Source organism: Candidatus Afararchaeum irisae, from assembly GCA_034190545.1.
In the GTDB taxonomy this organism is placed as follows: Archaea; Halobacteriota; Halobacteria; order Halobacteriales; family Afararchaeaceae; genus Afararchaeum; species Afararchaeum irisae.
In genome coordinates this window covers 38338-62900 of sequence record JAXIOF010000016.1, presented here as the reverse complement: position 1 = coordinate 62900, position 24563 = coordinate 38338, and the positions used below count along the sequence as shown (strand labels likewise).

25 protein-coding genes are annotated in these 24563 nt (G+C 56.4%); 12 read left to right on the top strand and 13 right to left on the bottom strand.

What is annotated here, in order from left to right:
• Positions 1-54: 54 nt before the first annotated feature.
• The 5 genes from SV253_02260 to SV253_02240 all read right to left on the bottom strand — a co-directional run bounded on the left by SV253_02260 (position 55) and on the right by SV253_02240 (position 4583).
• Positions 55-1092 carry a DUF1611 domain-containing protein gene (locus tag SV253_02260; GenBank protein ID MDY6774902.1) on the bottom strand — a complete coding sequence of 346 codons (1038 nt, stop codon included), beginning with the start codon at positions 1090-1092 and terminating at the stop codon, positions 55-57.
• Positions 1082-1330, bottom strand: coding sequence for a zinc ribbon domain-containing protein (locus SV253_02255; protein MDY6774901.1), 249 nt, complete (start codon positions 1328-1330; stop codon positions 1082-1084). Before SV253_02255 ends, SV253_02260 begins: the two co-directional genes overlap by 11 nt.
• Before the next feature lie 12 nt (positions 1331-1342).
• Positions 1343-2320, bottom strand: coding sequence for a hypothetical protein (locus SV253_02250; protein MDY6774900.1), 978 nt, complete (start codon positions 2318-2320; stop codon positions 1343-1345).
• A gap of 98 nt (positions 2321-2418) precedes the next feature.
• The gene (locus SV253_02245) at positions 2419-3363 is read right to left on the bottom strand and encodes a DUF4349 domain-containing protein (protein ID MDY6774899.1); all 945 of its coding nucleotides are present in this window, start codon (positions 3361-3363) and stop codon (positions 2419-2421) included.
• 44 nt (positions 3364-3407) lie between these two features.
• On the bottom strand, positions 3408-4583 hold the full coding sequence (locus tag SV253_02240) for a Xaa-Pro peptidase family protein (protein ID MDY6774898.1): 1176 nt from the start codon (positions 4581-4583) through the stop codon (positions 3408-3410).
• A gap of 77 nt (positions 4584-4660) precedes the next feature.
• Between SV253_02240 and hemB the strand changes: the two genes are divergently transcribed.
• Both hemB and SV253_02230 read left to right on the top strand, forming a co-directional pair.
• Positions 4661-5632: a porphobilinogen synthase gene (gene hemB, locus SV253_02235; protein MDY6774897.1), complete on the top strand. Its 972-nt coding sequence runs from the start codon at positions 4661-4663 to the stop codon at positions 5630-5632.
• A 30-nt stretch (positions 5633-5662) separates the two neighbouring features.
• Positions 5663-6025 carry a CopG family transcriptional regulator gene (locus SV253_02230; protein MDY6774896.1) on the top strand — a complete coding sequence of 121 codons (363 nt, stop codon included), beginning with the start codon at positions 5663-5665 and terminating at the stop codon, positions 6023-6025.
• 16 nt (positions 6026-6041) lie between these two features.
• Here the strand turns inward: SV253_02230 and SV253_02225 are convergent, their stop codons facing one another.
• From SV253_02225 to SV253_02210, 4 genes are read right to left on the bottom strand one after another with little or no spacing between them, the layout of a single operon-like run.
• On the bottom strand, positions 6042-7688 hold the full coding sequence (locus SV253_02225) for an NAD-binding protein (protein MDY6774895.1): 1647 nt from the start codon (positions 7686-7688) through the stop codon (positions 6042-6044).
• Positions 7689-7697: 9 nt separating this feature from the next.
• Positions 7698-8108: a DUF2391 domain-containing protein gene (locus SV253_02220; GenBank protein ID MDY6774894.1), complete on the bottom strand. Its 411-nt coding sequence runs from the start codon at positions 8106-8108 to the stop codon at positions 7698-7700.
• 15 nt (positions 8109-8123) lie between these two features.
• Positions 8124-8978 (bottom strand): molybdenum cofactor synthesis domain-containing protein, encoded by an 855-nt coding sequence (locus tag SV253_02215; protein MDY6774893.1) that lies wholly within the window; start codon positions 8976-8978, stop codon positions 8124-8126.
• A 21-nt stretch (positions 8979-8999) separates the two neighbouring features.
• Positions 9000-9749, bottom strand: a complete 750-nt coding sequence (locus SV253_02210) for a class I SAM-dependent methyltransferase (GenBank protein MDY6774892.1) — start codon at positions 9747-9749, stop codon at positions 9000-9002.
• A gap of 124 nt (positions 9750-9873) precedes the next feature.
• On the opposite strand from SV253_02210, the gene SV253_02205 reads away from it, so the two are divergent.
• The 6 genes from SV253_02205 to SV253_02180 are packed head-to-tail and all read left to right on the top strand — an operon-like array spanning position 9874 to position 16427.
• Entirely contained in the window at positions 9874-10377 is a 504-nt protein-coding gene (locus tag SV253_02205) for a hypothetical protein (GenBank protein MDY6774891.1), read from the top strand.
• A 40-nt stretch (positions 10378-10417) separates the two neighbouring features.
• On the top strand, positions 10418-11098 hold the full coding sequence (locus SV253_02200; GenBank protein ID MDY6774890.1) for a hypothetical protein: 681 nt from the start codon (positions 10418-10420) through the stop codon (positions 11096-11098).
• Positions 11089-13365, top strand: a complete 2277-nt coding sequence (locus tag SV253_02195; protein MDY6774889.1) for a vWA domain-containing protein — start codon at positions 11089-11091, stop codon at positions 13363-13365. The genes SV253_02200 and SV253_02195 overlap by 10 nt, the downstream gene beginning before the upstream one ends.
• The gene (locus tag SV253_02190; GenBank protein MDY6774888.1) at positions 13365-13832 is read left to right on the top strand and encodes a hypothetical protein; all 468 of its coding nucleotides are present in this window, start codon (positions 13365-13367) and stop codon (positions 13830-13832) included. Before SV253_02195 ends, SV253_02190 begins: the two co-directional genes overlap by 1 nt.
• 1 nt (position 13833) lies before the next feature.
• Entirely contained in the window at positions 13834-14691 is an 858-nt protein-coding gene (locus tag SV253_02185; protein ID MDY6774887.1) for a hypothetical protein, read from the top strand.
• A 20-nt stretch (positions 14692-14711) separates the two neighbouring features.
• Positions 14712-16427 carry a hypothetical protein gene (locus SV253_02180; protein MDY6774886.1) on the top strand — a complete coding sequence of 572 codons (1716 nt, stop codon included), beginning with the start codon at positions 14712-14714 and terminating at the stop codon, positions 16425-16427.
• On the opposite strand, the gene SV253_02175 is transcribed toward SV253_02180, so the two are convergent.
• Positions 16428-16631 carry a dodecin gene (locus SV253_02175; protein ID MDY6774885.1) on the bottom strand — a complete coding sequence of 68 codons (204 nt, stop codon included), beginning with the start codon at positions 16629-16631 and terminating at the stop codon, positions 16428-16430.
• 53 nt (positions 16632-16684) lie between these two features.
• Positions 16685-17962 (bottom strand): serine--tRNA ligase, encoded by a 1278-nt coding sequence (gene serS, locus SV253_02170; protein MDY6774884.1) that lies wholly within the window; start codon positions 17960-17962, stop codon positions 16685-16687.
• Between the two features lie 95 nt (positions 17963-18057).
• Between serS and SV253_02165 the strand changes: the two genes are divergently transcribed.
• A complete protein-coding gene (locus SV253_02165; protein MDY6774883.1) occupies positions 18058-19092 on the top strand; it encodes an amidohydrolase family protein in 1035 nt (344 codons plus the stop codon).
• A 14-nt stretch (positions 19093-19106) separates the two neighbouring features.
• On the opposite strand, the gene SV253_02160 is transcribed toward SV253_02165, so the two are convergent.
• Complete coding sequence (locus SV253_02160) at positions 19107-19388, bottom strand: acylphosphatase (GenBank protein ID MDY6774882.1); 282 nt, start codon at positions 19386-19388, stop codon at positions 19107-19109.
• A gap of 5 nt (positions 19389-19393) precedes the next feature.
• Positions 19394-20434 (bottom strand): class I SAM-dependent methyltransferase family protein, encoded by a 1041-nt coding sequence (locus tag SV253_02155; GenBank protein MDY6774881.1) that lies wholly within the window; start codon positions 20432-20434, stop codon positions 19394-19396.
• 112 nt (positions 20435-20546) lie between these two features.
• Between SV253_02155 and SV253_02150 the strand changes: the two genes are divergently transcribed.
• Genes SV253_02150 through SV253_02140 form a run of 3 tightly spaced genes read left to right on the top strand, consistent with a single transcriptional unit; the run spans position 20547 to position 24561 of the window.
• Positions 20547-21917: a hemolysin family protein gene (locus tag SV253_02150; GenBank protein ID MDY6774880.1), complete on the top strand. Its 1371-nt coding sequence runs from the start codon at positions 20547-20549 to the stop codon at positions 21915-21917.
• The gene (locus tag SV253_02145; protein ID MDY6774879.1) at positions 21914-23500 is read left to right on the top strand and encodes a hydantoinase/oxoprolinase family protein; all 1587 of its coding nucleotides are present in this window, start codon (positions 21914-21916) and stop codon (positions 23498-23500) included. Before SV253_02150 ends, SV253_02145 begins: the two co-directional genes overlap by 4 nt.
• Positions 23497-24561: a histone deacetylase gene (locus SV253_02140; GenBank protein ID MDY6774878.1), complete on the top strand. Its 1065-nt coding sequence runs from the start codon at positions 23497-23499 to the stop codon at positions 24559-24561. Before SV253_02145 ends, SV253_02140 begins: the two co-directional genes overlap by 4 nt.
• Positions 24562-24563: the final 2 nt, after the last annotated feature.

Here is a 24563-nt window from a genome sequence, read left to right as displayed (position 1 = left end):
AACTCAAGGTTCGACGGACGAGTTAAGTAGCTTCCGTATCCGTCTACTCGTCTCTCACCCGGTCTCTTCCTCTAAGACGTCGAGTATCTCACCGGGACCGTGTCTCACGACGTCCGACGCAGGCGCAGTTTCGCTCGCCTCCTCTATGGCGCGTTCGGCTTCCTCCTCTCCCAGACCCGACGTGTTGAGGGAGACTGCGTCGATGGTTCCCGTAAGGGCTACCTTCTCGTAGGTCTCGGCGACCTCCCCGAGATCGGCTATCTCGAAGTTCTCATAGCCCTTTACTCTCTGTCTCCCCGCCTCGTGGCACAGCACGAGAGAGTCGGGCATCGAGCCGTGTAGTATCGAAGCAGTCACTCCCGAGTAGGCGGGATGAAGTATGCTTCCCTGACCCTCGACGAAGACGAAGTCCGAGTTGCCCCTCTCGACGACAGTCTCCTCGACGGCTCCCGCCGCGAAGTCACTTACTACGCGGTCGATGGGATGTCCGTCGCCCTCTATCATGATTCCCGTCTGTCCCGTAGGTGCGAACTCGGCGTCGTATCCCCTCTCGCGCGCCTCCTCGACTAACTCGACCGCAGTCGTCATCTTTCCTGTCGAACAGTCTGTTCCGACGGTGAGGACTACGTGAGCCTCGACCTCTCCCGCGACGCCCTCGGCGACAGCCTCGAACTCCGTCTTCCTGACGTCTTCTATCTCGGCGTCGTTCTCGTCGGCGAGACGCGAGAACTCGTCGTCCTCACTCAGGAAGTAATGGAGACCAGAGACGACGTCGACTCCGTTTTCGAGTGCGGTACGTACGTCGGGTCGCCACGTCTCGTCGAAGCCGCCGCCTATGGGTGCTATGCCTATGTAGAGAGCGTCGATCCCGTGGTCTTCGAGTACATCTCGGGTCGACCCGTAGACATTGACGTCGAGATGGGTCTTGCCTACTTTCTCGCGGTCGAGGACAGCCACCACCTCGGAGTCGGAGTAACGTACCAGACCGACGGCTGTCTTCGCGCCATCTGGGAATCCGCCGTGGGCGAGCACGGCTATTCTCTCGTTTCGGCTTCCGTCTGTGTCTCTATCTGTGTCTCCGTTATCCCTCATCGTTGCTGGTGTCTCTCGCTTTCTCCGATGCCCTTTCATCTTCCTCTCCTTCTTCTTCTCTGAATCTCCTCAGAGCTTCGTTCCACGACTCGGACTCGACGAGTTCGGACTCATGTTGGGTCTCGATGCCTACGTATCCGCATCTCTCACAGACGTACGACTGTCTTCCGTCGGAATCAAGGACGTACTCGACGAGGTCGCCCCCACAACGGGGACAGTCTCTGTCTGTGTCACTCATTTTACTTTGCCTCTATCTCGGTCGTATCCTGACGTGTCTCGCGTCCTCCACTGATCCCGATACAGAGACTTCCTCGTCGACCTCACAGACTTCGATGACCATCTCTCCGAGCTTCTCAACGTACTCCTCAGATCTCTCCGAGTTGCCCAGGCCGACTATCTCGCCGTCGGGGAAGACGAGTATCACAGTCTCTCCCGCCTCGATGCGGAGTTCGGAGGTCTCATCGGGATCGTACTCCGATTCGACGGGGACGTCCTCGTTGGGCTCGTGAACCGAGAAGAAGACGAGTTCGAGGTCGAGCGAGTCACCCGTTAGATTGAGCTTGCGCTCGTATATCTCTACTCCGTCGAACTCCGTCTTGGTCTTTCTCTCTGCCTCTGCTTCCGTTTCTTCTGAAAACCGTGGTGACGAAGACGTAGCAACCCAGAACTCGCCCTCGGGAGTCTCAACGGGTGTCCGTGTCAAGTTTTCGACCTCTTCCGACGCCATCGGGTTGTCGTTGTATCCGAGTCTCCAGTCCCACTGTTCGTACGGAAGCTCGTCACGTGTCTTCTCCGACTTCTCGACGACAGCGTACGCCGTGTCGCCGTCGACCTCCCAGCCACCCTCGACGGCGTACCCTCTCTGCCTGAGGTACTCGTTGAGAGCCAGGACGCCGTCGTACCTCGGCTTCCAAGCCATTCCGTTCTCCTCAAACCCTCTCACCACGGCGTCGAAAGCCTCCGCCTCTGACGAAGACTCCGACGAGTAGACAGATCCTTCTACTGACGCCTCGACGGTGTAGACGTCGCCGTTGGCAGTTACGTCCACATCGATGTCGGCACCCGCCCTCGACGTCTCGGCTACGACAGCTTCGACGAACTCGACGAACCCGACCTCGGAGCCCAGTAGCTCCTCGGCGTCTTCGAGAAGGTCGTCTATGCCGTACCTGAAACCCGTCACGAGAACACGCCGTTTTTCGCCGCCTACGTCTATCTCTTTGAGAGTCACTGGCGGAGATACGTCTTTGTCAGATAAAAATCTGAAGGTTGGGTGTCTCCGTGGAAGAGAGATACCGACTCAGATGAGTTAGACCCGGATACCCATCCTTATCCTCTTTCTGACAGTCTGCCGTACATCCATCTCCCTAGCTTGTAAGCCACGAAGACGGGAACCGCGACTACGACGAGGTAGATGAGGTACTGGATCGCTCTGAAGAAGACGACGACACCTCCCGTGACAGTCGTTATGAGTATGTTGACGACTGTCTCTATCATCTGCCGCACCTCGTTTCTGAACCTGTCGCCGATGTTGTCGGGGACTATCTCGGGCTGTCTCCTCTCCCTCACCTCTATCCTCACCGTGGCGTACTCGCTCCTCTGGCGTTTCTGTGCGAGTTCCGTCCTGTATCTACTCATCTTCTCCTTGACTTCGAGCTCCTTCTCGGTGACCTCCATCAGAAGATCGAGCTTCTCCGCGGACGCGTTCATCTCGGCGATCTCCGACCGCGTTGCCTCGTACTCCCGAAGCGTCTGGTTGAGTATGTCGAGCTCTGTCGTTTCCCTCTCAATCGAGAGCCTGTAACTCCTGACCTCGTAGCTCTCGACATCGAACTCGTCTCTCGTACTTTTGACGAACTCCTCGAAGTTCTCAGACGGCACCCTCGCTGTCATACGCGCGGTAAGATAGAGATTCGACTGTCTCCGTGAGCTCTCCTCGACGTATCCTCCCGACTCCTGTGTGAGGTCTCTCAGCCTCGAGACATCTTCGTCCAAGCTCTCCGACTCGATGCTCATCTCCGCCTCCTGTACCTCGACGTACTCGCCCGCGCCCGACCCCGCTCCCGTGTCCTCACCCACCCCTACCGTCTCAGGAGCACCTCCAAACCCCGTCTGTTGTGACGAACTCCCTCCGGTCATCCCGAATCCGAATCCGAAGAGGACTGTCGAAACGGCTCCGAGCACCAGAGCCACGACGAGAATAACTGAGACTAAGACTGAGACGGCGGCGATCCTGTGTTCGGACAGCCAGCTTCTGATATCCTTGGGAGTCATAGAACCGAGTTACCCAGAGACGAATCAAGTAACTTTGGGTGGTTTTAGACAGATAGATTCTCGATGCCTTTCTCGTACTCGGTGAGGTTGTCGTAGCCGCCGTCTCTCACGACGACGAGATCCTCGACCCTTACGCCTCCGACGTCCTGGTAGTAGAGTCCCGGCTCGACAGAGACGACGTGTCCCGCCTCCAGCTCGCCCCCTCCCGACGACAGGCGCGGCATCTCGTGTATGTCGAGTCCGACGCCGTGTCCCGTCGAATGTATGAATCCCTCCTCAGCACCCTGTCTCTCGGTGTCGTAACCCACCTCCTCGTACGAGTCACAGACTGCGTCGTGTACCTCCTCTCCTGTCACCCCTGCGCCCTCGTCGAGTACGTCGAACGCCGCCTCCTGTGCTCTCACAGTCGCCTCGTACATCTCGCGTACCTCGTCGGTCGGCTCGCCCTTGACAAATGTCCTCGTCATGTCGGCGTGGTACTTGAGACGTCTCGGGAATATGTCGACTATCACGGGCTCACCCGCCTCTATAGCCCCCGAACCCCTCGAATGCGGGTCGGCTGTCTCGCTCCCCGAGGCGACTATCGACTCGTCGAGGTCACATCTCGCCCTTATGAGGTCGACCTCTATCTCTGTCCTCAGCCTCTCAGAGGTCAGAGCCTCTTCTTCGTGAACGAGCCTTCCGTCCTTGACCTCGGCTTCCCTCAGGAGTCTCTCGGCGACCTCCATCGCGTTCTCGTTCGCCCTCTGTGCCGCCTTTATCTTCCGGATCTCCTCGTCGGTCTTTACCGCCCTCGTCCCCTCTATCCCGTCGTCCACCGCGGTGACCTCGAATCCCCTCTCACGGAGAGCCTCGGCTGTGTAGAGGAAGAAGTCACGCGGTACACATACCGACTCGACGCCGTACTCTTCGAGGAACGACGCCGCGACCTCTATCTCGGCGTCCTCGCTCCCTCTTATGTCCCCTGTGGTGTACTCGGCTGTCGACCTCACCTCGTCGGCGAGTGACTCCTTCTTAGCACGGCTGTACTCTAAGGGTGAGACGAGTAGAACGGTTTCGTCTTGCGTCCTCAGAAGGCTGAAGGGATCGGGTGCCTCGAACCCCGAGACGTAGTACATGTCGCTGTCGTCCGACGAGTCGGTGCGGAGGTAGGCGTCACAGCCTTCTTCCTCGACGGCTTCGTCTATGCTTGTAGTCCTCCCACTGTCTCGGTCTGTCATGGTACGGAGTTCCGCGTCTTCGGAGTTAACCTTACTGTTACCGTCATTAATTTGGTTCCGACACGTCTACTCAGTGTATGGCAGGCTTCCCCACCCGACGTATGAGAAGGCTGAGACGCGACGGAGTACGAGAGATGGTAGCCGAGAACTCGGTCTCGGCGGACGACCTCGTGGCTCCCCTCTTCGTTGACGCGACGACTGACGAGCCCTTCGAGATACCCTCGATGCCCGGAGTATACCGTCATTCCCTCGACGACGTCCGGGAGAAGGCACGTGAGATAGACGAACTCGGCATACCCGCTGTGATACTCTTCGGTGTCCCCGAGTCGAAGGACGCCGAGGGATCGCGTGCTTACGCAGAAGACGGAGTCGTACAGGAGGCGGTGAGACGTGTCAAGGACGAGACCGACCTTCTCGTGGTGACAGATGTCTGTATGTGCGAGTACACACACCACGGACACTGCGGGGTGATCGATGAGGAGGAGACGGTCGACAACGACGCCACTCTTCCCTACCTGTCGAGAATCGCTGTCTCACACGCCGAGGCGGGAGCCGACATAGTCGCGCCGAGTAGCATGACCGACGGAATGGTAGGTGAGATACGTCAGGGACTTGACGACGCGGGCTACGAGAACGTCGGCATACTTTCGTACGCAGTCAAGTACGCTAGCTCCTTCTACGGACCCTTCCGTGACGCCGCCGACTCGGCACCTGACTTCGGTCACAGGCGCGACTACCAGATGAACCCCGCCAACTCACGTGTCGCAGCCGAGGAGGCGAGCCTTGACGTCGAGGAGGGTGCCGACATGCTGATGGTAAAGCCCGCTCTCCCCTACTTGGACGTAGTCTCAGACGTGAGAGACAGCTTCGACCTCCCCGTCGCTGCTTACAACGTCTCGGGGGAGTACGCGATGCTCAAGGCTGCGGATCAAAACGGCTGGCTCGACGCGCGTGAGACCGCTCACGAGTCGCTCTTATCGATAAAGAGGGCGGGCGCCGACCTCATAATAACCTACTTCGCCGAGGAGATCGCGCGCGACCTCGACTAGGTTTAAGTTGGAGGCGTTGTTATACGGCGTATGGCATCGAACAAGGACAAGACGGTCTCCTTCCGCGTCTCTGAGGAGACCTTCGAGACTCTCTCTGAGATCTCCGAGAGGCGCGATACTACTCTCTCCGACATATTCCGTCAGTACGTCGACAGCCTCGTGAGCCACGACGGTGACGTGTCTGTGGTTCCCGACGACTCCGTAATCGAGGAGGTCGACGACGACTTCCCGCCTAAGGTCAAGGTCTCGAAGGAGGTTCTGAGGGAGAACGAACGTCTCGAACTCGAAAACCGCCATCTCAGGGAGCGTCTCGAGGAGTACGAGGAGTACGTCGAGAAGCTGAGAGAGAGACACGACGGCGAACATGTCCGTCTCGGAAAGGTCGACAGCTGAAGACAAGAAAGTATAACTACCTACCGTCGAACTCCTCTCTGAAGCTGTTTATGTTCTCGTCGGACCCCGCTACTATCAGCCTGTCGTCCTCCTGTATACGTGTGTCGGGCTGAACCCTCGTCATTACCTCGCCGTTCCTGTCTATAGCCACGACGGTACATCCCGTCTTCCTTCCGACGTGTGCGTCTTCGAGAGTCTTTCCTTCGAGCCTCGGAGCCTCTGTACGTACTATCTTTATCTGTTTTCCGGGAGACATTATCTCCTCGCCGATTATGTCGAGTGCAACCACTCTACCACTCACGGTCGGCAGGGCGAGGACGTAGTCGGCACCCGACCTGTAGAGCTTCGTCTGGCTCTCCGACCTGTTGGCTCGGACTATTATCTCCACGTCGGGGTTTATCTCTCGTGCTATGAGGGTCGTGAATATCGCCGAGGTGTCGTCGGGAAGTGCGACTATCAGAGCCGCGGCGTCCTCTATTCCCGCCTCTCTCAGAGCCTCCTCGTCGGCGGCGTCGCCTACTACGTCGACGTTCTCTCCGTCGTTGACGTCTATGACCGTGGTGTCGATACCCGACTCCTCGGCGTACCTCCTCACTGTCGAGCCCACCTCGCCGAGACCCGCTATCACGACGTTCTCCCTCGTCCGTCTGTGGCGTCTCGCCTCCGCGAGAGTGATCTTTCGGAGGTGTTTCAGCTCGTCCTCGGTTCCCGCGACGAGGAGGACTGTGTTACTGTCTATACGTGTGTCGTGTGACGGCGAGTGGAGGAAGCTGCCGTTTACCCACGCTCCTATCAGACTCACCCCTGTCGTCTCACGTATTCCGCTCTCCGAGAGCCTCTGACCTACCAGACTACTCTCGGAGTGTACGGGCATCTCGACCACGAGGAAGTCGTCTCCTATCTCTATGCTCTCTCCGAGCTCCGAGGTCACCGCTGTGGTCGCCTTGTCGGCGAGGCTCCTCCCGACTATATGTCTCGGCGAGAGTGCCTCGTCGGAGCCCGCGTACCTCAGATACCTCGACTTCTGGGGATCTGTGGCGAGGCTGACCACGTGTGTGTCCTCCGAAGCCTCACGTACTGAGAGGGCTATGCTTGCGTTGACGTCGTTGTCGGCGTCGAGAACGACCGCCCTCGCTTCCTCTATGCCGACGTCTCTGAGTGTCTGTGCCGACTCGGGGTCTCCCCTCACCACTGGATACCCCGACTCGTAGAGATCGACCGCGCGGTTCTGGTTACAGATGAGTATGACGTACTCTATCCCCCGCGACTCCAACTCATCGATGAGCGTCTCGCCGAGTGACTCGAACTCACAGATCACGACGTGGTCTTCGAGATCCTCAGCCGAAGTCGGAACCTGTGTCTCTATCGCCTCCTCTATCCACGGCACCACGAAGAGAGGGAGTGCCATGAATATCAGGACTACACCCGTAAGCTGCATCGCGACCATCAGTGTCAGCATAACCGGAGAGCTCCACGGCGCGTCCTCTCCGTACCCCGTCGTCGTGAAGGTCTCGACGACTATCTGGAACGAGTGTATTAGACTCCTCTCCCTTCCCTCGAAGGTAGACATACCCCAGCTATATATGACGGAGTAGAAGACGGCTATCGCGCCTATTCCGAGTATGTAGAGTACCGCTTTCCTCCTCTTGGATTCGACTGGCATATTATTATCTCATCTGAAGACCGTGTCGGCTGTCGCGGCTCCCACGACGCTGAATATAGTACTTATCATGACTGCTTTGACCCCCGTCGTGACGTCGGCGCCGAAGGTCTGGGGGGCTGAGACGACGACTGCGATTATTCCGACTGAGAGGTACGACACAGCCACGAGAGAGATGAAACGCAGGGGTATGCCGAGGAAGCTCTTCTCCGTGTCGGGATCTCTTTCCTCGTCAGCCTCATAGAGGGCGGTGTATCCGATTCCGAGGACTATCAAGACAGTCGCGGCGAGATGGAGAGACGAGACGTTCTCCGCCATGTTCCAGATCTCCTCAGCCATCACGAAAGGACCTCCGAGTATGAAACCTCCGACTGTCTGCTGTGCTGTGTCGGCTAAGACGTACCTCGTCTTTCTCCCTCTCATGTCTTTATATTTTATTTAGCGTCCCGCGAGACCCACTATGTGGTCTATCTCCTCAAGCAGTATCTCCTCGACAGCCAGAGGTACTCCGTTCTGGCTCCCCGGAAGGACGAAGACGGGCGTGTCGTCGGAGACACCCGCGAACGCCCTCGACATTATCGACGAAGTTCCTATCTCCTCCGTGCTCAGACGTCTGAAAAGCTCTCCGAATCCCGGGAGCTTCTTGTCGATCAGAGGCTCGACCGCCTCGACTGTGACGTCGTCGGGGGTTATTCCGGTTCCTCCTGTTGTGACAACGGCGTCGACCTCTCCGACGAGATCCTTGACCCTGTGTCTTATCTCGACGAGGTCGTCCGACACGACCCCGTACTCCGTCACCGTGTGTCCTTCGTCGGTCACCAGACGTCTGACTGTGTCGCCGCTCGGGTCGTCGTTCTCGTCTCTGGTTGAACTCACTGTCAGAACCGCGAAGTCGAGGCTTTCCTTCTCAGAATCGTGGTCATGTTCGTGGCTGTGACTGTGACCGTGGCTGTCCTCGTCCCCTCCGTCGCCTCTTTTCTCCCCCCACGCCATGAAGACGAGAGCCGTGAGACGTGACTCCGACGTGTTCCTCACGCCGTGTCTCTCGCCCGACTCGGCGACTATCCCCTCTCCTTCACCCAGAGACAGCACCTCGTCACCTACCGTGAACTCCCCTTCACCTTCGACGACGTAGTATAGCTTGTCGGAGTCGTCGTGTACGTGGGGCTCCTGTTCCTGCCCTGGCTCGAAGCAGTAGAAGTCCGAGAATCCCCCCTCGGCGTCTAATAGGCTGACCTTCTCGTACTTCTCCGGCGAGAACTCAGTTACTTCGGAGACGTCAAATCTTCTCATACCCGAAGAGACACGTGTCGCTCACTTATCGCTTTCCGTGGACGTGAGCCAGTAGGAGACCGTCGAGAAGTCGTCGCTGATGTCGAGTATAGTGTCGTCGACGTCACGTATTCCCTCGGCTATCTTGGTCGGAGTTATCCGGTAGAGACCGAACGGGAAGAAGAAGTCGTTCTTCGTCTCTTCGAGCGACAGACCCGCGTCGTCTAAGAGACGTTTGACCTCGTCCTCCGAGTAAAGTCTGCTACCCATGGGAAGGAAACGGTTGTAGATCACTCGCGCGCTTCCCTCCATGAATGTGTCGAAGAGAACCTTCGAGCGCGACACACGTCTCATCTCCCTGAGGAAATCGAGGGGTGTGTCGGCGAGATGGAAGAAACGCATAGCTATCACGACGTCGAACGAGTCGTCGGGGAACGGTAGCTCCCCCGCGTCTCCTCTCAGGAAGTCGACCGAGTCGTAGACGCCCGCGTGTTTCGCCTTCTTGACTCCCTTCTCCATCATCGGCTTGCTTATGTCCATTCCCACTACATCAGCGTCCCTGCGTGCGAGTTCGACGGTGAAACGTCCCGTGCCACACGCTATCTCAAGCACTGAAAGATCTTCGAGACTGTCGCTCTCCGCGGATCCCGACTCGGCAGCCTGAACGTCTCCGAGGAGGTCGAAGACGGCTTCCTTCTCGCCTTCATCTATGAGAGCACCGCCCTTCGAGAACCTCCAGTCGTCGTACTCCTCGGCGGTGTCTTCCTTTTGGTACCACTCTCTTCCCTTCACGTTTGTGTTTGTTCGAATATACGGTCAGTCATATTAAGCTTCAGGTTTGGTTCCTACCCATCCGCGAAACTATTAAGTGGGGTGAGACGTAAATTACGGCGAACTATAAGGCACGGACGGAACAGTGATAAGCATTAACTCCGAGAAACGAAAGGGGCGGAGCACTAACGCACAGACGAGTATAGACTTCCTGTCAGGCATAACCATATTTCTGATTACACTCATATTCGTCCTCGGCTTTATGACCGACACGATGGCTCCCGTGACGACATCCACCGACGAGACGGAGGTAATCGCCGATAGGGCATCTACGCTTCTCGTATCCTCGGTAACGGATGACGACGGCACCCTTGACAGTACGGACGCGAGCGGCTTCTTCAGTCAGGATACAACTGAGATGAAGAAGAGCCTTGGACTCGATCCGGGACTCTATGACTATAACATAACAGTCAATGACACCGGGACTTCGGACGTCAACGACGAGGTCTTCGGTAACTCGACCCCTGATGTAGCTTCGGTCTCTACGAGGACACGTGTCATTTACGCCGATGAGTCGGTCACAGTAGACGATACCGATGTCGAAGAGGGCAACACGACTGTGATCGAGATAACCGTATGGAGGGGATAGGTTGAGGCGAAACACCGACGACACGGATCGAGAGGCTCAGATGCATACCCTCGAAGGCTTCGCCGCAGCATTCCTTATAGTTCTGTCTGTCCTTTATGCTATCAACTCCGTCGCAGTCACACCCACGTCGACAGCGACCGCGTCGGGTGGTGACGCCTCCCTCGACTCCCTTGTTGGGGACAGCCTGAGACACGGTAAGGTGAGCGGCGATCTTAGACGCGCCGTTCTCGGATTCGACACCAGCGCGACGCCGCCAAGGTTCAACGGGAGCACTCCTACTGTCTATGGGTATACAGGGACGTCGAACCTGTCGCACATACACGGCGACTTCAACACAACTCTTGAACGTATAGGCGACAGGGGTGCGATCTATAACGTAGATCTACGTTTCGAGTCGAAAGACACAGCCCGGATAGACGAACGTAGGGGATGTGAGTACCTCGGAAACCATACTCAGACATTACCCGGCGAAAAGCAGGGTATGGCGAGATGTAGCCTCATAGACAACGGCAATCCGGGTAAGGGCGCTGTGACCTCCTATGAGACCCTCGTACTCTACGAGGACGACCTCGTCAACGGTACCGTGCCTCTCGCCAACGCGACGCGCGAGGGATATCCGATACCCAACGTCGATGTCTCGGAGTCTGACGCGAGGTTCGACCGTGGAAACGTCTCTGACATATACAACATAGTGGAGGTGCGTCTCACAGCATGGAGATAGACCGACGCGAGAAAGCACAGGTCATCATAGTCGCGGGCTTCCTCGTCGCTCTCGGAATAATTGGCGTGACGGTGATGCTCAACTCGGCTGCGTACACACAGAACTCGATCGCCGACTCACGCTCTTCACCGTCGCCCTCGCTGTCACAGAGCACAGTCGAGTACGAAGAGACTGTCGAGTCGGGAGCGCGTGACATCATGGGCGCGATCAACAAGAGGAGCATCTACGAGAACTGGACTAATGCTGAGGTCAGGGACGAGTTCAACAGGTCGATGAGGAACTACACGAGGAAGGTTCAGAGAATCTACGCTCCGAGACGTACCGCTGTTGACGTAGAGTACTCGGTGAGCCAGGCGTCGACTCCGGCTCTGAGACTGGGGCAGAAGAAGCCGAAGAATTTCTCGGAGCCCATTAGACGCGATCCTCTAGATGCTTCTCTCGTGATTGATACCTCAGGATCGATGGAAGATAATGATCCTAATGACATAAGAGTAGATGCTTCGAAGGATTTCGTGGGTGCTCTGAACTCCTCTAGGGATAACATCTCTGTCTTGGACTTCGACGAGGATACATACGAAGTGCCTTCGAGTTATAGACAGAATAGCAGTGATAGTCTCGGCGTGACTAATACTGTTTATTTCAAGTCTTTACCAGAGAATAAAAATATAAATGATACTATTGATAAGATGTCTGAGGATGACGGAAGTACATATATAGGCGGAGGTTTACGAAGCTCACTTCGAGAATTTGATGCCAACAGTAGCTCCTCAGCCGAAAATGTCACTATCATACTGACAGACGGTCAAAACCAGTACGGTTGGGTGAATTACGAAGGCAAGAGTATCTCGGATGATATTGATGGAGATTATGAAGACTGCAGGAGCGAATGGGCGTTTATCGATGAAGAACCTCCTAACTCAGAGGAAATAGATGAATGTGGTGGCTCTTCGTTTAGAGACGTTAACCTCAACAATAGAACTAAATACTGGGCTAGAGAGGCAAACAGAACAGATACTACTGTGCATACTGTTGGTCTGGGTGACTCGGTTAATGGGACTTTATTAAAATACATAGCGACGGAGACCGGCGGTAATTATAACCACGCCGATAACGCCGATGAACTCACTGATATTTTTAGAGATATAGCCGAGGAAATAACCAGTCCCGACAAACTCATCGCCGACAATATAACACAGATCCACAGTATGCGATACAACGTCACTGAGTTCAACGATGATAGCGGAAACTTCAGCCTTCTAGTCCAGAACCAGTCGACATCTCATAACAGAACTATCTGGCGTATGGATGTTGAGAACCCCGGCTACTATGGGGACGACAAGAACCCTGAAATTAGGATCAGTCACCAGAATGAATCTACCAATACTAAAGAGGTTCTGGAGAACCACACCTACAACGGCACGCCCGTAGAGATTGGTGTCACCAACAACTCGATAAACTCGACGCCAAGAAACCTCCACTCCGACCTACTATACGCTTCTGATCCCGAGAACACGACCTATCGGATTCTGATAAAGGGCGGCGTGAACGCCAAGGGAACCTACGACATACAGATTGACTCCGACTCGACTTCGAAGATCTGTGGATCGAAGACCTTCTGTTCGAACGCGTCGGTCTACACGGTCGGCGCGTTACAGAACGTCCGTCTCAACCTATCGTACGCCGACTCGTCGCTCCGCCACACCAACAGCATCTCGGCGGGTGCTCCGGCTATGACGATGATCAGTTATCCGAGCGTCTTCAACCCCGACAAGGACATACCGCCTAACCTCATCAACGGCACGAACGTCTCCGACCCTGACAAGATCAACATCACCTACATGAGTGCGAACGACGACAGGTACGCCAACCTCACCGAAAACAGGTCGGATAACTTCGACCACGGACACGATCTCCGCGTGGGTTCTCAGACCTCGGGGATACAGAAGGCGTGGGACAGGCACGAGGTCGAACTGAGGTACAGCCTCACAGGTTCTGAGGCGATGGAGATTGTTCCCGTCTACGAGTCGAACGCGAGTGAGATCGACCCGACTACTGACTACACAGTTCCGCCTACGTCAGGGATGATAAAAACCGAGAGCTACACTCTCTCCGACGTGGAGTCAGAGGCGATAAACTCGACAGACAATGGCGACCTATTCATAGTCTTCCGGGACACCGACCCGAGTAGAGACGACGACACTAACAACACCCTGAAGGTCTACTATCAGCGCGTGAAGTCGATAAAGACCTACGGAGGCGGGTCGTAATGAGACGCGAGTCGACAGTTTCGGTCTCAGAAGACGACGAGGCACTCTCGACCGTCACGGGATACGTTCTCCATCTCGGCGTGGCGATCACCGTAATCGGAATAATGCTGATGAACATGCACGGCACGATGGGATATATCCGTGAGTCTACGACTGAAAAAAATCTGCGTATGGCAGGCGAGAGTATAGCCGAGAGGCTCGTCGAGGCTGACACGCTGTCCAACAGAGGGTCTAATCCAGAGGGGAGTCTCGAACTCCGTCTCCCAAACGTGGGCGAGACTTATACCGTCGAGATCGAGCCTGATCCGGGTGTCGACGGCACCGGAGAGATAACCCTTGACTCAGGAGTAAGGGACGCGTCCGTTACCGTCGAGTACAACACAGTCACACAGACTGATTCGGCGGAGTTCGGAAGCGGCTCCGATGTGAGTATACATTACACTGACGACGAGATAGAGGTGAGGTAATATGCGTGGGACAACGACATGTAACCCTTCCGAAGACGAACGCGGTGTCTCGGAGGTCGTGGGCTTCGTGATAGTCTTAGGAATAGTCACAACATCGATAGGTCTCGTTTACCTCAACGGTGTCCCTGCCCTCGACGATCAAAGGGACTCCGCTAAGTCGGAGAACAGCCTGCGTTCGTTCGCGCTCATGAAGGACAGTCTCGACTCCGTGTCTCGGACAGACGGTGTCTCTAGCCGTGACACACAGGTCAGACTAAACGGCGGTGCTCTTTCTGTCAACAGCGGAGCCGGGTCACAGACGTGGGTCAACGTCTCCATAATTAATGGCTCCGACTACAACATCTGTGACCCCGAAATCTGTAACACGACCGTCGGATACGTCGCTTACTCGACTGACTCGGGGACGGTAGTCTACGAGAACGGTGCTCTCATACGTGAGGCTTCGGCATCCGACGCCAGTGTGATGATCGAGGAACCCGACTGGCGGATCTCGACCGACCGTACCGTCGTCCCCGCTATCGATGTCAACGGCTCGGGATCTGTCGGCGGAGAGGGTATATTCGTCGTCTCAGCAGAGAACGCGGAGACTGACTGGAGACTCGGCGATAGTATCCGTGGAACGGACTCCGACTACAACGTTTCGAGTGTCAGGATAACCGTCAGAACACCCGACAACGACCGTCTTGATGCATGGAAGACGTACCTCGAAGACTTCGACAGCATCGATGACGTGGACTACGGAAGTACGTCGGACACCGCGTGGGTTGAGGTCGATCCATCGACTCCCACACCCCCACCTGACTACGTCGACACAGCTATACACACGAGAACTAAGCTGAATATCTCAGTCTCAAGATAAGACAGACAGAACCAACAGACATGAGACGAAGTAAGACCACCCGCACAACGAGAACGGACAGCCGACAGAGGCTTGCCCAGTCGGAGGTAGTCGGAGTAATACTTATCTTCGGCATCACGATGACCGGAATCGGTATAATCACTCTCACGGGATTCCCTACGCTCGACTCGGCGAGAGACGACGTTCAGTTTGATCGCGCGCTGAATGAGATGATGCGTCTCGACTCGAAGGCAACGGGGGTTGCGTCGGGATCGGGTACCAAGAAGGTTCGGATGAATCTACAGAAGGGGAGTCTGGAAGTCGTCGAGGACACGACGCGTGTTAGGATAAATGTCACCAATACGGCGAAGAACCTCAACCACAGTTTCGAACTCAACTCGGTCAGATACACGATGGGAGACAGAGAGGTTTGGTTCGAGGCGGGTGGTATCTTCCGTAAAACGTCGGCGGACGCCAATGCCACGATGGTCTCCGCGCCCGACTTCGGGTTCTCACGTAACTCCCTCACGGTTTCGCTCGTCAATGTAAGTAACACCGATCTGGCGACTGCCGGAGGTCAGCAGACATTCACACTCTCGCGCGAGTCGAAGGTCGATAGACCGTACCGTGACAGGAGCCCGATACGGAACGGAACTGTCTACGTCAATGTCACGAGTCCCCACTCCGAGGCGTGGGAGAGATACTTCGAGGATAGACACAAGCAAGTCGTCGTAGTCGAAAGTAACCACGATGCTAGTCCGGGCTGGGTCAAGGTCAGACACGTCAATGTCGTTAAGGATATACGTCCTTTCAGACAAGCGGCGTTATCCAGTGGAACAGAGATGGAGCTCGAAAATGCTACGATAGATGCGTATAGTTATGGGATAACTGGTGATTATTCCCCTGATGACAGGGTGATGGGTGTGGATCTTGTGGAGTCGGAGGAAACAATTCTCTTTCCGAATAATCCCAAAAATCCCTCTCATATCTATGGAAACGTGGTTTCCAACGACAGCATAACAGGAGGTTCAGAAAATAACCCAAAACCGACTATTCATGGCGATGCCATCGCTCGGAATGACATAGAGGATGACCGAATAAATATAACGGGAGAAAACACTACCGGTGTAGATGTCGATATTAACGTACCTGAGCCTGTTGCATCCCGTATAGTTGATGAGATAAAAGAAGGAGGCACCTCTTTTCCAAATAATCCTACTGCTTCTGATCTAGACCAGAGACGGTACCTTGTCAGCAATAACGTCAACCACAACTCGGGCACAATGATATTTGACACTCGGGATCATCCGATAACAGTAGCTATTGAAAACAAAACCAACTTCAGACTTAATAGTGATGTCAAGGTTAAAGGTAACAACCCTGTCAGAATATACCGAGGAGACCATAGTAGCGATAATTCATTCAGACTAACTGGTTCTGAGATAATAACACCAGACAACAGAACGGATCTATTTCAGGTGTATGTTTTTCCGTATCCCGATACTGGAACAGGACCCAAGCTCAGACTAAGAGATGGTTCTATATTTAGAGGAGTCATATACGCGCCAAATAACGATAGAATCTTTGTTGAGTCAGGTACCGAGGTTTATGGATCTATAATTGCTGAAGAAGTTCAGATAACTGACTCCGCGCTACATTACAACACAGACCTTAGGTATCTGAGCTTACGTGAGACCGACGATCCCACTCGCGCCTATCTCCACGTCACGAAGAGCGACGTGAACGTCTCGGGCTGACTACTTATCCTCTAGCTCGAAAGCGATAGTGACCTCTGTCTGGTACTCGGGGTCGTCGGCTCTCGCTATCTCCATTCCCTGTGACTCGACCTCGACCCAGTGGATGTCGTGTAGGGTTGCCTCTGCCCTCTCTACGGCGTCCATCGCGGCGTCCTCCCACGACTCGCTGCTGCTTCCGATCACGGTGATCTTTTTGAATACCATACTCCGGATAAGAAGAATCAGAACTTCTTAAATCTTGTCGCGTCGCGGTCTGTCTATATCTCGTCGAACCCGACGTACTCCTGAAGAGCCTCGGGAACCTCGACGGTGCCGTCCTCCGTCTGGTAGTACTCCAGGATCGCTATGATGACTCGCGGAACTGCGAGACCGCTTCCGTTGAGGGTATGTATATGTTCGAGGTCGAGATGTGGCTCGGGTCTGTACTTGAGTTCGGCGCGTCTCGCCTGGAAGTCCTCGAAGTTCGAGACCGACGAGACTTCGAGCCATCGCTCGTGTGCGGGTGCCCAGACCTCCAGGTCGTAACATTTCGCGGCGGCGAACGACAGGTCGCCCGTGCAGAGTTCGAGGACGCGGTACGGAAGTCCGAGCTCCTGAAGAACCCTCTCGGCGTCGCCCAGGAGTGTTTCGTGTTCGTCGTAGCTCTCGTCGGGCTCGGCGAACTTCACCAACTCGACCTTGTCGAACTGGTGGACACGCGCTATCCCCCGCGTCTCTGTGCCGTGTTTCCCCGCCTCTCTCCTGAAACACGCCGAGACCGCCTGGTGGTATATCGGAAGCTCGTCGGCGCTGAGGTACTCGCCCTTGTACATATTCGTGACGGGGACTTCCGCAGTCGGAATCAGCCAGAGATCCTCGTCCTTGACGCCGTAGGCGTCGCCCTCCTCTATGAACTTGGGGTACTGTCCCGTCCCCTTCATCGCGTCTGTGTCGACCAGAACGGGAGGATAGACCTCCTCGTAGTCGTCGTCGTGGAGGTCGCGCATGAACTCGACGAGACCGTGGTGTAGCTTCGCCCCCTTTCCGCGCATGAAGTAGAATCCCGAACCCGATATACGTGAAGCCCTCTCGAAGTCTATGAGACCTTTCTCCTCGGCTAAGACGTCGTGGGGCTCGATCTCGAAGCCGTGGTTACGTCTGTCGTCCCATCCCCACCGTCGAACCTCGACGTTGTCGTCCTCGTCTTCGCCGACTGGTACCGAGTCGTGAGGTACGTTCGGGACACGTAGGAGCATCTCGTCACGTTCCTCCTTGAGCCTCTCCGCCTCCTCCTCGACCTCCTCTATCTCCTCCTTGAGTTCCTGGCTCCTCTGTATCGCTTCCTCCGCCTCGTCGTCCTTTCCCTCCTGTTTGAGCTCTGCGATCCTCTGGCTCGTCTGGTTCCTCTCGTGCCTCAGGTCGTCGCCCTTCTGTTTGAGTTCGCGCCATCTCTCGTCACGTTCGAGTATTCCGTCTATGTCGGCGTCTGAGCCGCGTCTCTCCATCGCCTCCTTGACCTCGTCGGGGTTCTCACGTAAGTAGTCGGGATCGAGCATTGTCTTCTTACAGTCGGTTTAGTGGGTTTCCGTCTTAACTCTTCATCTCCGAGACAAGCCGAAACACGGTTGTTCCTTTCTCTCTTATCTGACCCATGGAAAAGGTCGAGGGACGTATTCTACGAGTACTGAGCGACACAGACGAGGTCGATGTCGTAGAGGGCACCCTCCATATCGAGGACGGCGTAATCACCGAGGTAACCGAGGAGCCGGTCGCCTCCGACGACATCGTTATGCCGGCTTTCGTCAACGCACACACCCACATAGGCGACTCGGTTGCGAAGGAAGCCGGAAGGGGTCTCTCGCTCGACGAGAGGGTCGCGCCGCCCGATGGACTCAAACACCGCATACTCCGCGACGTTACACAGGAGGAGAAGACTGATGCTATGACGAAGACAGTCGAGTTCATGCGCGACTCGGGTACGGGAGCCTTCGTCGACTTCAGAGAGGGCGGAGCCGAGGGGGTCGAGAGTCTCCGGCGCGCAGCCGAAGGAACGGGTGTCGAGGCTGTAGCGATGGGACGTGGCGACCCTTCCGTCTTAGACGTCGCCGACGGCTACGGTGCGAGCGGCACGAGAGACGGAGACTTCGGCGAACCGAGACGTGAGGCGCGCAGTCTCGGGAAGCCCTTCGGGATACACGCCGGAGAGCGCGACGCTGACGACATAGACGACGCATTCGACCTCGATCCCGACTTCCTCGTCCATATGGTACACGCCCGCGACGCCGACCTCGAAAAGCTCGAAGACGACGAGATACCCGTCGCTGTCTGTCCGCGGTCGAACCTCGTGACTGACGTGGGTCTGCCTCCCGTCGAGGATCTCGTCGAACACACCGACGTCGCCCTCGGTACCGACAACGTGATGCTCAACTCGCCGTCTGTCTGGAGGGAGATGGAGTTCACCTCGAAGCTCTACGACGTCTCCGACGACGAGGTTCTGCGGATGGCGACAGTCAACGGTGGTAAGCTCTTAGGCAGGGACGACCTCGGAGTAATCGAGGAGGGCGCCGAGGCACGTCTCACTGTTCTCGGTACGTCGGGAGAGCTAGACGGAGTCAGAGACGCCGTCGCGGGAGTCGTGAGAAGAGCCGGAGCCGTCGATGTCAGACGCGTAGTCGTGCCGTCGTAGAACTGGAATCAGAGTCAGTACCTGATACCGAAGCCGTCGAACTCCCCGGTTGGTTCCTCCCAGTCTACCTCGACCCCTTCGACTTCCGCCGCGGGGCTACCCTCGTGACACCACTCGACTGTCTCCTCGACTGCGTCGCGTTCTCCCTCGAAGACAGCCTCGACGCGTCCGTCGTCTAAGTTCGTGACCCAGCCGTCGACGCCGTTCTCGCGCGCCGTGTCACGTGTGTTTGCGCGGTAGTAGACTCCCTGTACCTTCCCCGAGACGAAGACGTGGGCTCTGATTTCTTCCGTCATAGTTCTCAGACACAGCTCTCGTCTTCTTCTTCTTCTTTAAGCCTGGCGTCTATACAGACGTTGTACTCGTAGGGTGCGTACGAACGCACGTTGACCTCGTCGAGGACCTCGATCTCGTATCCTCCGTCGCTCGCCGCCTCACGTATCTCGTCGACTCCGCCCTCGAAGAGGTCGTCCTCGTGTCTCATGTCGTAGTAATGGATCACACAGCCGTCGCCCGCCGCCTCTACAGCCGCGTCGAGGAAGTCGTCGGCGGACTGTGGCAGGTTCATTATGATCCTGTCGAAGCCGCCGAGACGCCGGGCTACATCGCGTGCGTCTCCTTCGACGACGCTGATTCGGTCTCCGACCCCATTTCTCTCGGCGTTCTGCCTCAGGTACTCGACTGCATCGGGGTTGACGTCGACAGCCGTGACCTCAGCGCCCTTTTTCGCCGCGGGAACCGAGTAGGGACCTACGCCTGCGAACATGTCGAGGACTCTTTCTCCTTCGTCTATCTGTGACACGACCCTCTGACGCTCGTTGGCGAGACGTGGAGTGAAGTAGACCTCCGATACGTCGACTCTGAGCTCTACGCCGTACTCACGGTGGACTGTCTCTGTCGTCTCGTCGCCGTAGACGTGTCTGAGATCACGTAGCCTCTCACGTCCCTTGACCTTCGACTCGACAGCGAGAGCCGTCGTTATGTTGTTGTCTGCCTCGACGACTGCCTCGCCTACATTTTCCGTGTCTGTGTCGACTTCATCGTCCTCTCTTTCCTCTATCAGGGCTATGTCTCCGACAGCCTCGAAGGTCGGCGAGTAGCCGAGTATGTCCTCGGGGGATACGAGAGTCTCGCGCTCCTCGAACTCCGCCTCACATATCTCGGCGTCGAGGCTCTCGGGAACCACGTTCTTCGACTCGACAGGTATGTAGAGGTAGCCATCCTCGGTTCTTAGCTTGAGGTCGTCGTCGACTGCGTCCGTCTCTCCTAGAAGCTGACGCGTTGACTCGCCCTCCTTTACGTCGACCTTCACACACGCCGACCGGATTCTGTCGTCTGACATCAGTTTTCGTAACTGTTTATACGGAGTCGTATCTATAATGCGTTACGAGTCGAAGCCGAATATCCGGTAATACTATCCGTCAGCCCGACGTTTTTATATATACTACACAGATATGGTAACAGTATCTACTGTCGTACTTCTCGGCGTTGGAGCCATGGTTCTTCTCATGGTTCTGAGTGCTTTCTTCTCCTCCAGCGAGATAGCCATGTTCTCCCTAGAGAGACACAAGATAGAGTCTATGGAGAACTCCGACGACAAGAGAGCCTCCGTCTTAAGTGAGCTACGTTCCGATCCTCACCGTCTACTCGTGACTATACTCGTCGGGAACAACGTCGTCAACATAGCGATGTCGAGTATAGCGACCGTTCTATTCGGCATCTACTTCACCAACAGCGGCTTAGCCGTCACGGCGGCGACCGTAGTTGTGAGTTTCTTCGTCCTCATACTCGGAGAGAGCGCGCCGAAGTCCTACGCCGTCGAGAACACCGAGTCGTGGGCTCTCCGAATCTCACGTCCTCTCAGGCTCTCACAGAAGATAATGTACCCCGCTATACTCTTCTTCGACTACCTCACGCGCGGGGTCAACAAGATAACGGGAGGACGCTCGGACATAGAGTCGTCCTACATCACGCGCGAGGAGATAAGAGGCATACTCCGTACGGGTGAGCGTCAAGGTGCGATAGAGGAAGACGAGAGACGTATGCTCCAGAGGGTTCTGAGCTTCAGAAACACGATAGCCAAGGAGGTCATGACACCACGCCTCGACATAGTCGCTGTCGACGACGAGACCTCTCTCGACGAGATCCAGGAGATCTGTGTCGAGAACCATTACACACGTCTACCCGTCTACCACGACACACTCGACCATATCGAGGGGATAGTCGACCTGCGTGACGTTCTGAGAGCGAGACAGACGGGCGAGACACTCGATGACATAATACAGCCGACTCTCCACGTTCCCGAGACGAAGGAGATAGACGAACTCCTCACTGAGATGAGGCTCGAACGGATACGTCTCTCTGTCGTCATAGACGAGTTCGGATCGACACAGGGAATCGTCTCGATAGAGGACATGGTCGAGGAGATAGTCGGCGAGATATTCGAGACACAGCAGGAGGAGCCGCCTATAGAGAAGGTCGACGACACGACCGTCGTGGTCAAGGGAGAGGTCAACATAGACGAGGTCAACGAGACACTCGGCGTCGACCTCCCCGAGGAGGGTGAGTTCGAGACCGTCGCAGGATTCATATACAACCGGATGGGGCGTCTCGTAGACGAGGACGAGACCATACAGCACGACGGTGTCAGTCTCACGGTAGAGGAGACAGAGGGGACGAGGATTCTCCGTGTCAGGATACAGAAGACGGAGGACGACTCGAAAGACGCCACAGAGACTCATACTCATAAAGAGACCGAGCCCCGTAGAGACGGTGACCGTGACACCGACACTGACGCGAAAAGAGCCGAGGAGGAAACAGGATGATAATAGGAGTAGACGCCGGAGGAACCAACGTCGACGCCGTGGGTCTCGATCCCGAGGACGGAGTCGTGACCACCTCGAAGGCTAGCCTCGACCCCTCCAACCCCTCGAAGTCGGTACGTGACTCGGTTTCTAAGCTCGAAACACGTGGGGAGGAAGTCGAACGCGTAGTCGTCGCCACGACACTCGTTCTCAACTCGGCTTTACAGGACAGGCTTCCAGACGCCACGAACGTCGTTGTTCCGGGTCCGGGTCTCTCGCCCAGCTTAGCTTTCCACGGTGACGAGAATATACTCGCGAGGGGTGCGATAGACCACAGGGGACGTGTCACCGAAAAAGCACAGATCGGGGAGAAGCCCTCGAACCCGGTCGTTGCTGTGACCTCGAAGTTCTCTCCGAGAAACCCCGAGGTCGAAGAGGCGGTCGCAGACGAGATCAGTGAAGACGCCGACTTCATCGCCCTCGGAAACGAGTCGGGAGGAAAGCTCGGATTTCCCGAGCGCGCCGCGACCACAGTCTTCAACGCCAAGTCGAAGACAGTCTTCGAGAGCTTCGAGGACGACATAGGCGAGGCACTCGCTGACGCGGGCGTCGACGCTCCGGTCTACTACCTCAAGGGAGACGGAGCGATGTTATCCGAGGACGCCGCCCTCTCTAACCCGTCACACACGGTCAGGAGTGGCTCGGCGGCGAGCGCGCTCGGACTCGCGGCTCTTTCGGGGAGACGCGACGCCGTCTGTGTCGACATAGGCGGCACTACGACCGACATAACAGTCCTCGACGGTGGCTTTCCGGTTACCGACGAGGGCTATACGGTCAACGGTCTGAGTACATACTACGACGGCGTCGACTCGGTAAACCTCCCCGTCGGTGGCGACACGGCTGTCGTCGACGGCGAACTCGGGGACTACCGTGGGTCTTCGGCTGTCGCATTCGGGGGGGACACTCCTACTCCTACGGACGCCCTACATGCCCTCGGCGAGATGGACGAGGGGGACGTCGAGGCTGCTGAGTCAGCCGTCGAGTCGTCGGGGGCTACTGCGGAGGGTATAATAGACGAAGCCGTCTCACGTATAGCCGACGAGGTCGGACGTCTCTCACGGAGCTACGACAAGGATCTCCTCGTAGCCGGCGGTGTTCTCGCACCGTATATCGCTCCACGTATACGTGAGGCGACCCAGACCGACATCGGTGTCGTAGTTCCCGAGAACGCCGAGGTATCGGGAGCCGTGGGATGTGCCGCGGCACGTGTGAGTGTCAAGACGGACATACACATAGACACGGTTCAGAACGTCACCACTGTCACAGCCCTCGGCTCTACTAAGAGGGAGGCAGGATACGACCAACTCACCCACGAAGAGATTGAACGTATAGCGTGTGAGGAGGCACTCAGGGCAGCCAAGGACGCAGGTGCGGGGGAGGACACAGGGATGGACGAGGTCGAGACGGTCAACATGCGCAGGTTCAACGTCGTCGAGAACAGCCGTGTCGTGGGACAGATAGCCGACGCCACCGCACAGGTCGTCCCCGATCTCAGCTACACAAACAGACACGTCCCCAGCCACAGTCGAGGTGAGAAACAGTGACTCTCGGGCTAGTCTACGACGACGACTACCTACTCCACGAACACACTCCGACCCATCCCGAGAGACGCGAACGTCTCGCCTACACGATGGATCAGCTTGAGGAGGAGGGTGTCTTCGATCTCCCCGAGGTTGAGCTAGTCGAGCCTTCTCCCGCGTCGTACGAAGACCTCCTGCGTGTCCACGACGAGGAGTACTTAGAGAGCCTGAGGTCCATGTCCGACTCGGGCGACGGCTCCCTGAGCCCTGACACACATGTCTCCGAACACACGTGGGACTCGGCACGTCTCTCAGCGGGTGGCGTAAAGCTCGGGGGCGAGTTAGTCGTCGACGGTGACTACGACACCTCGTTCGTGATGTCACGTCCCGGGGGACACCACGCTTTCCCCGACAGAGGGCACGGCTTCTGTTTCATAAACAACACCGCCGTGATGGTGAAGTATCTACAGGAGGCCAAGGACGTCGGCAAGGTTCTGATCTGGGACTGGGACGCCCACCACTTCGACGGCACACAGGAGATATTCTACGACGACCCCTCGGTTCTCGCAGTCTCGACACACCAGGACGGCAAGACACTCTTCCCCGGTACGGGGTACGCACACGAGGTCGGAAAGGGCGACGGAGAGGGATACACCGTCAACGTGCCTCTTCCCCCAAAGACGGGCGACGACGGCTATCTCAGGGTCGTCGAGGAGGTCTTCGAGCCCGTGGCGCGCGAGTTCAACCCCGACTTACTCTTCATAGAGGCGGGTCAGGACAACCATTTCACCGATCCCATCACGGATCTTGGCGTCACTGCGAGTGGCTACGCTTCTCTTATGCAGAAAGCCCTCGATACAGCCGAGGAAGTCTGTGACGGAAGGGTGGTGGCGTCTCTCTCGGGAGGATACGGAATAGAAGGCGGTCTTCCCTACACCAACCTCGCAGTCATAGGCTCTCTCGCGGGTCTCGACACCTCACAGATACGTGAACCCTCGATCTACGATCCTCCGACGGAGTCGCCCGATGTCTCTGATGTCTTAGAAGAGGTAAAGGATATACAGTCGGAGTACTGGGATCTCTAGGC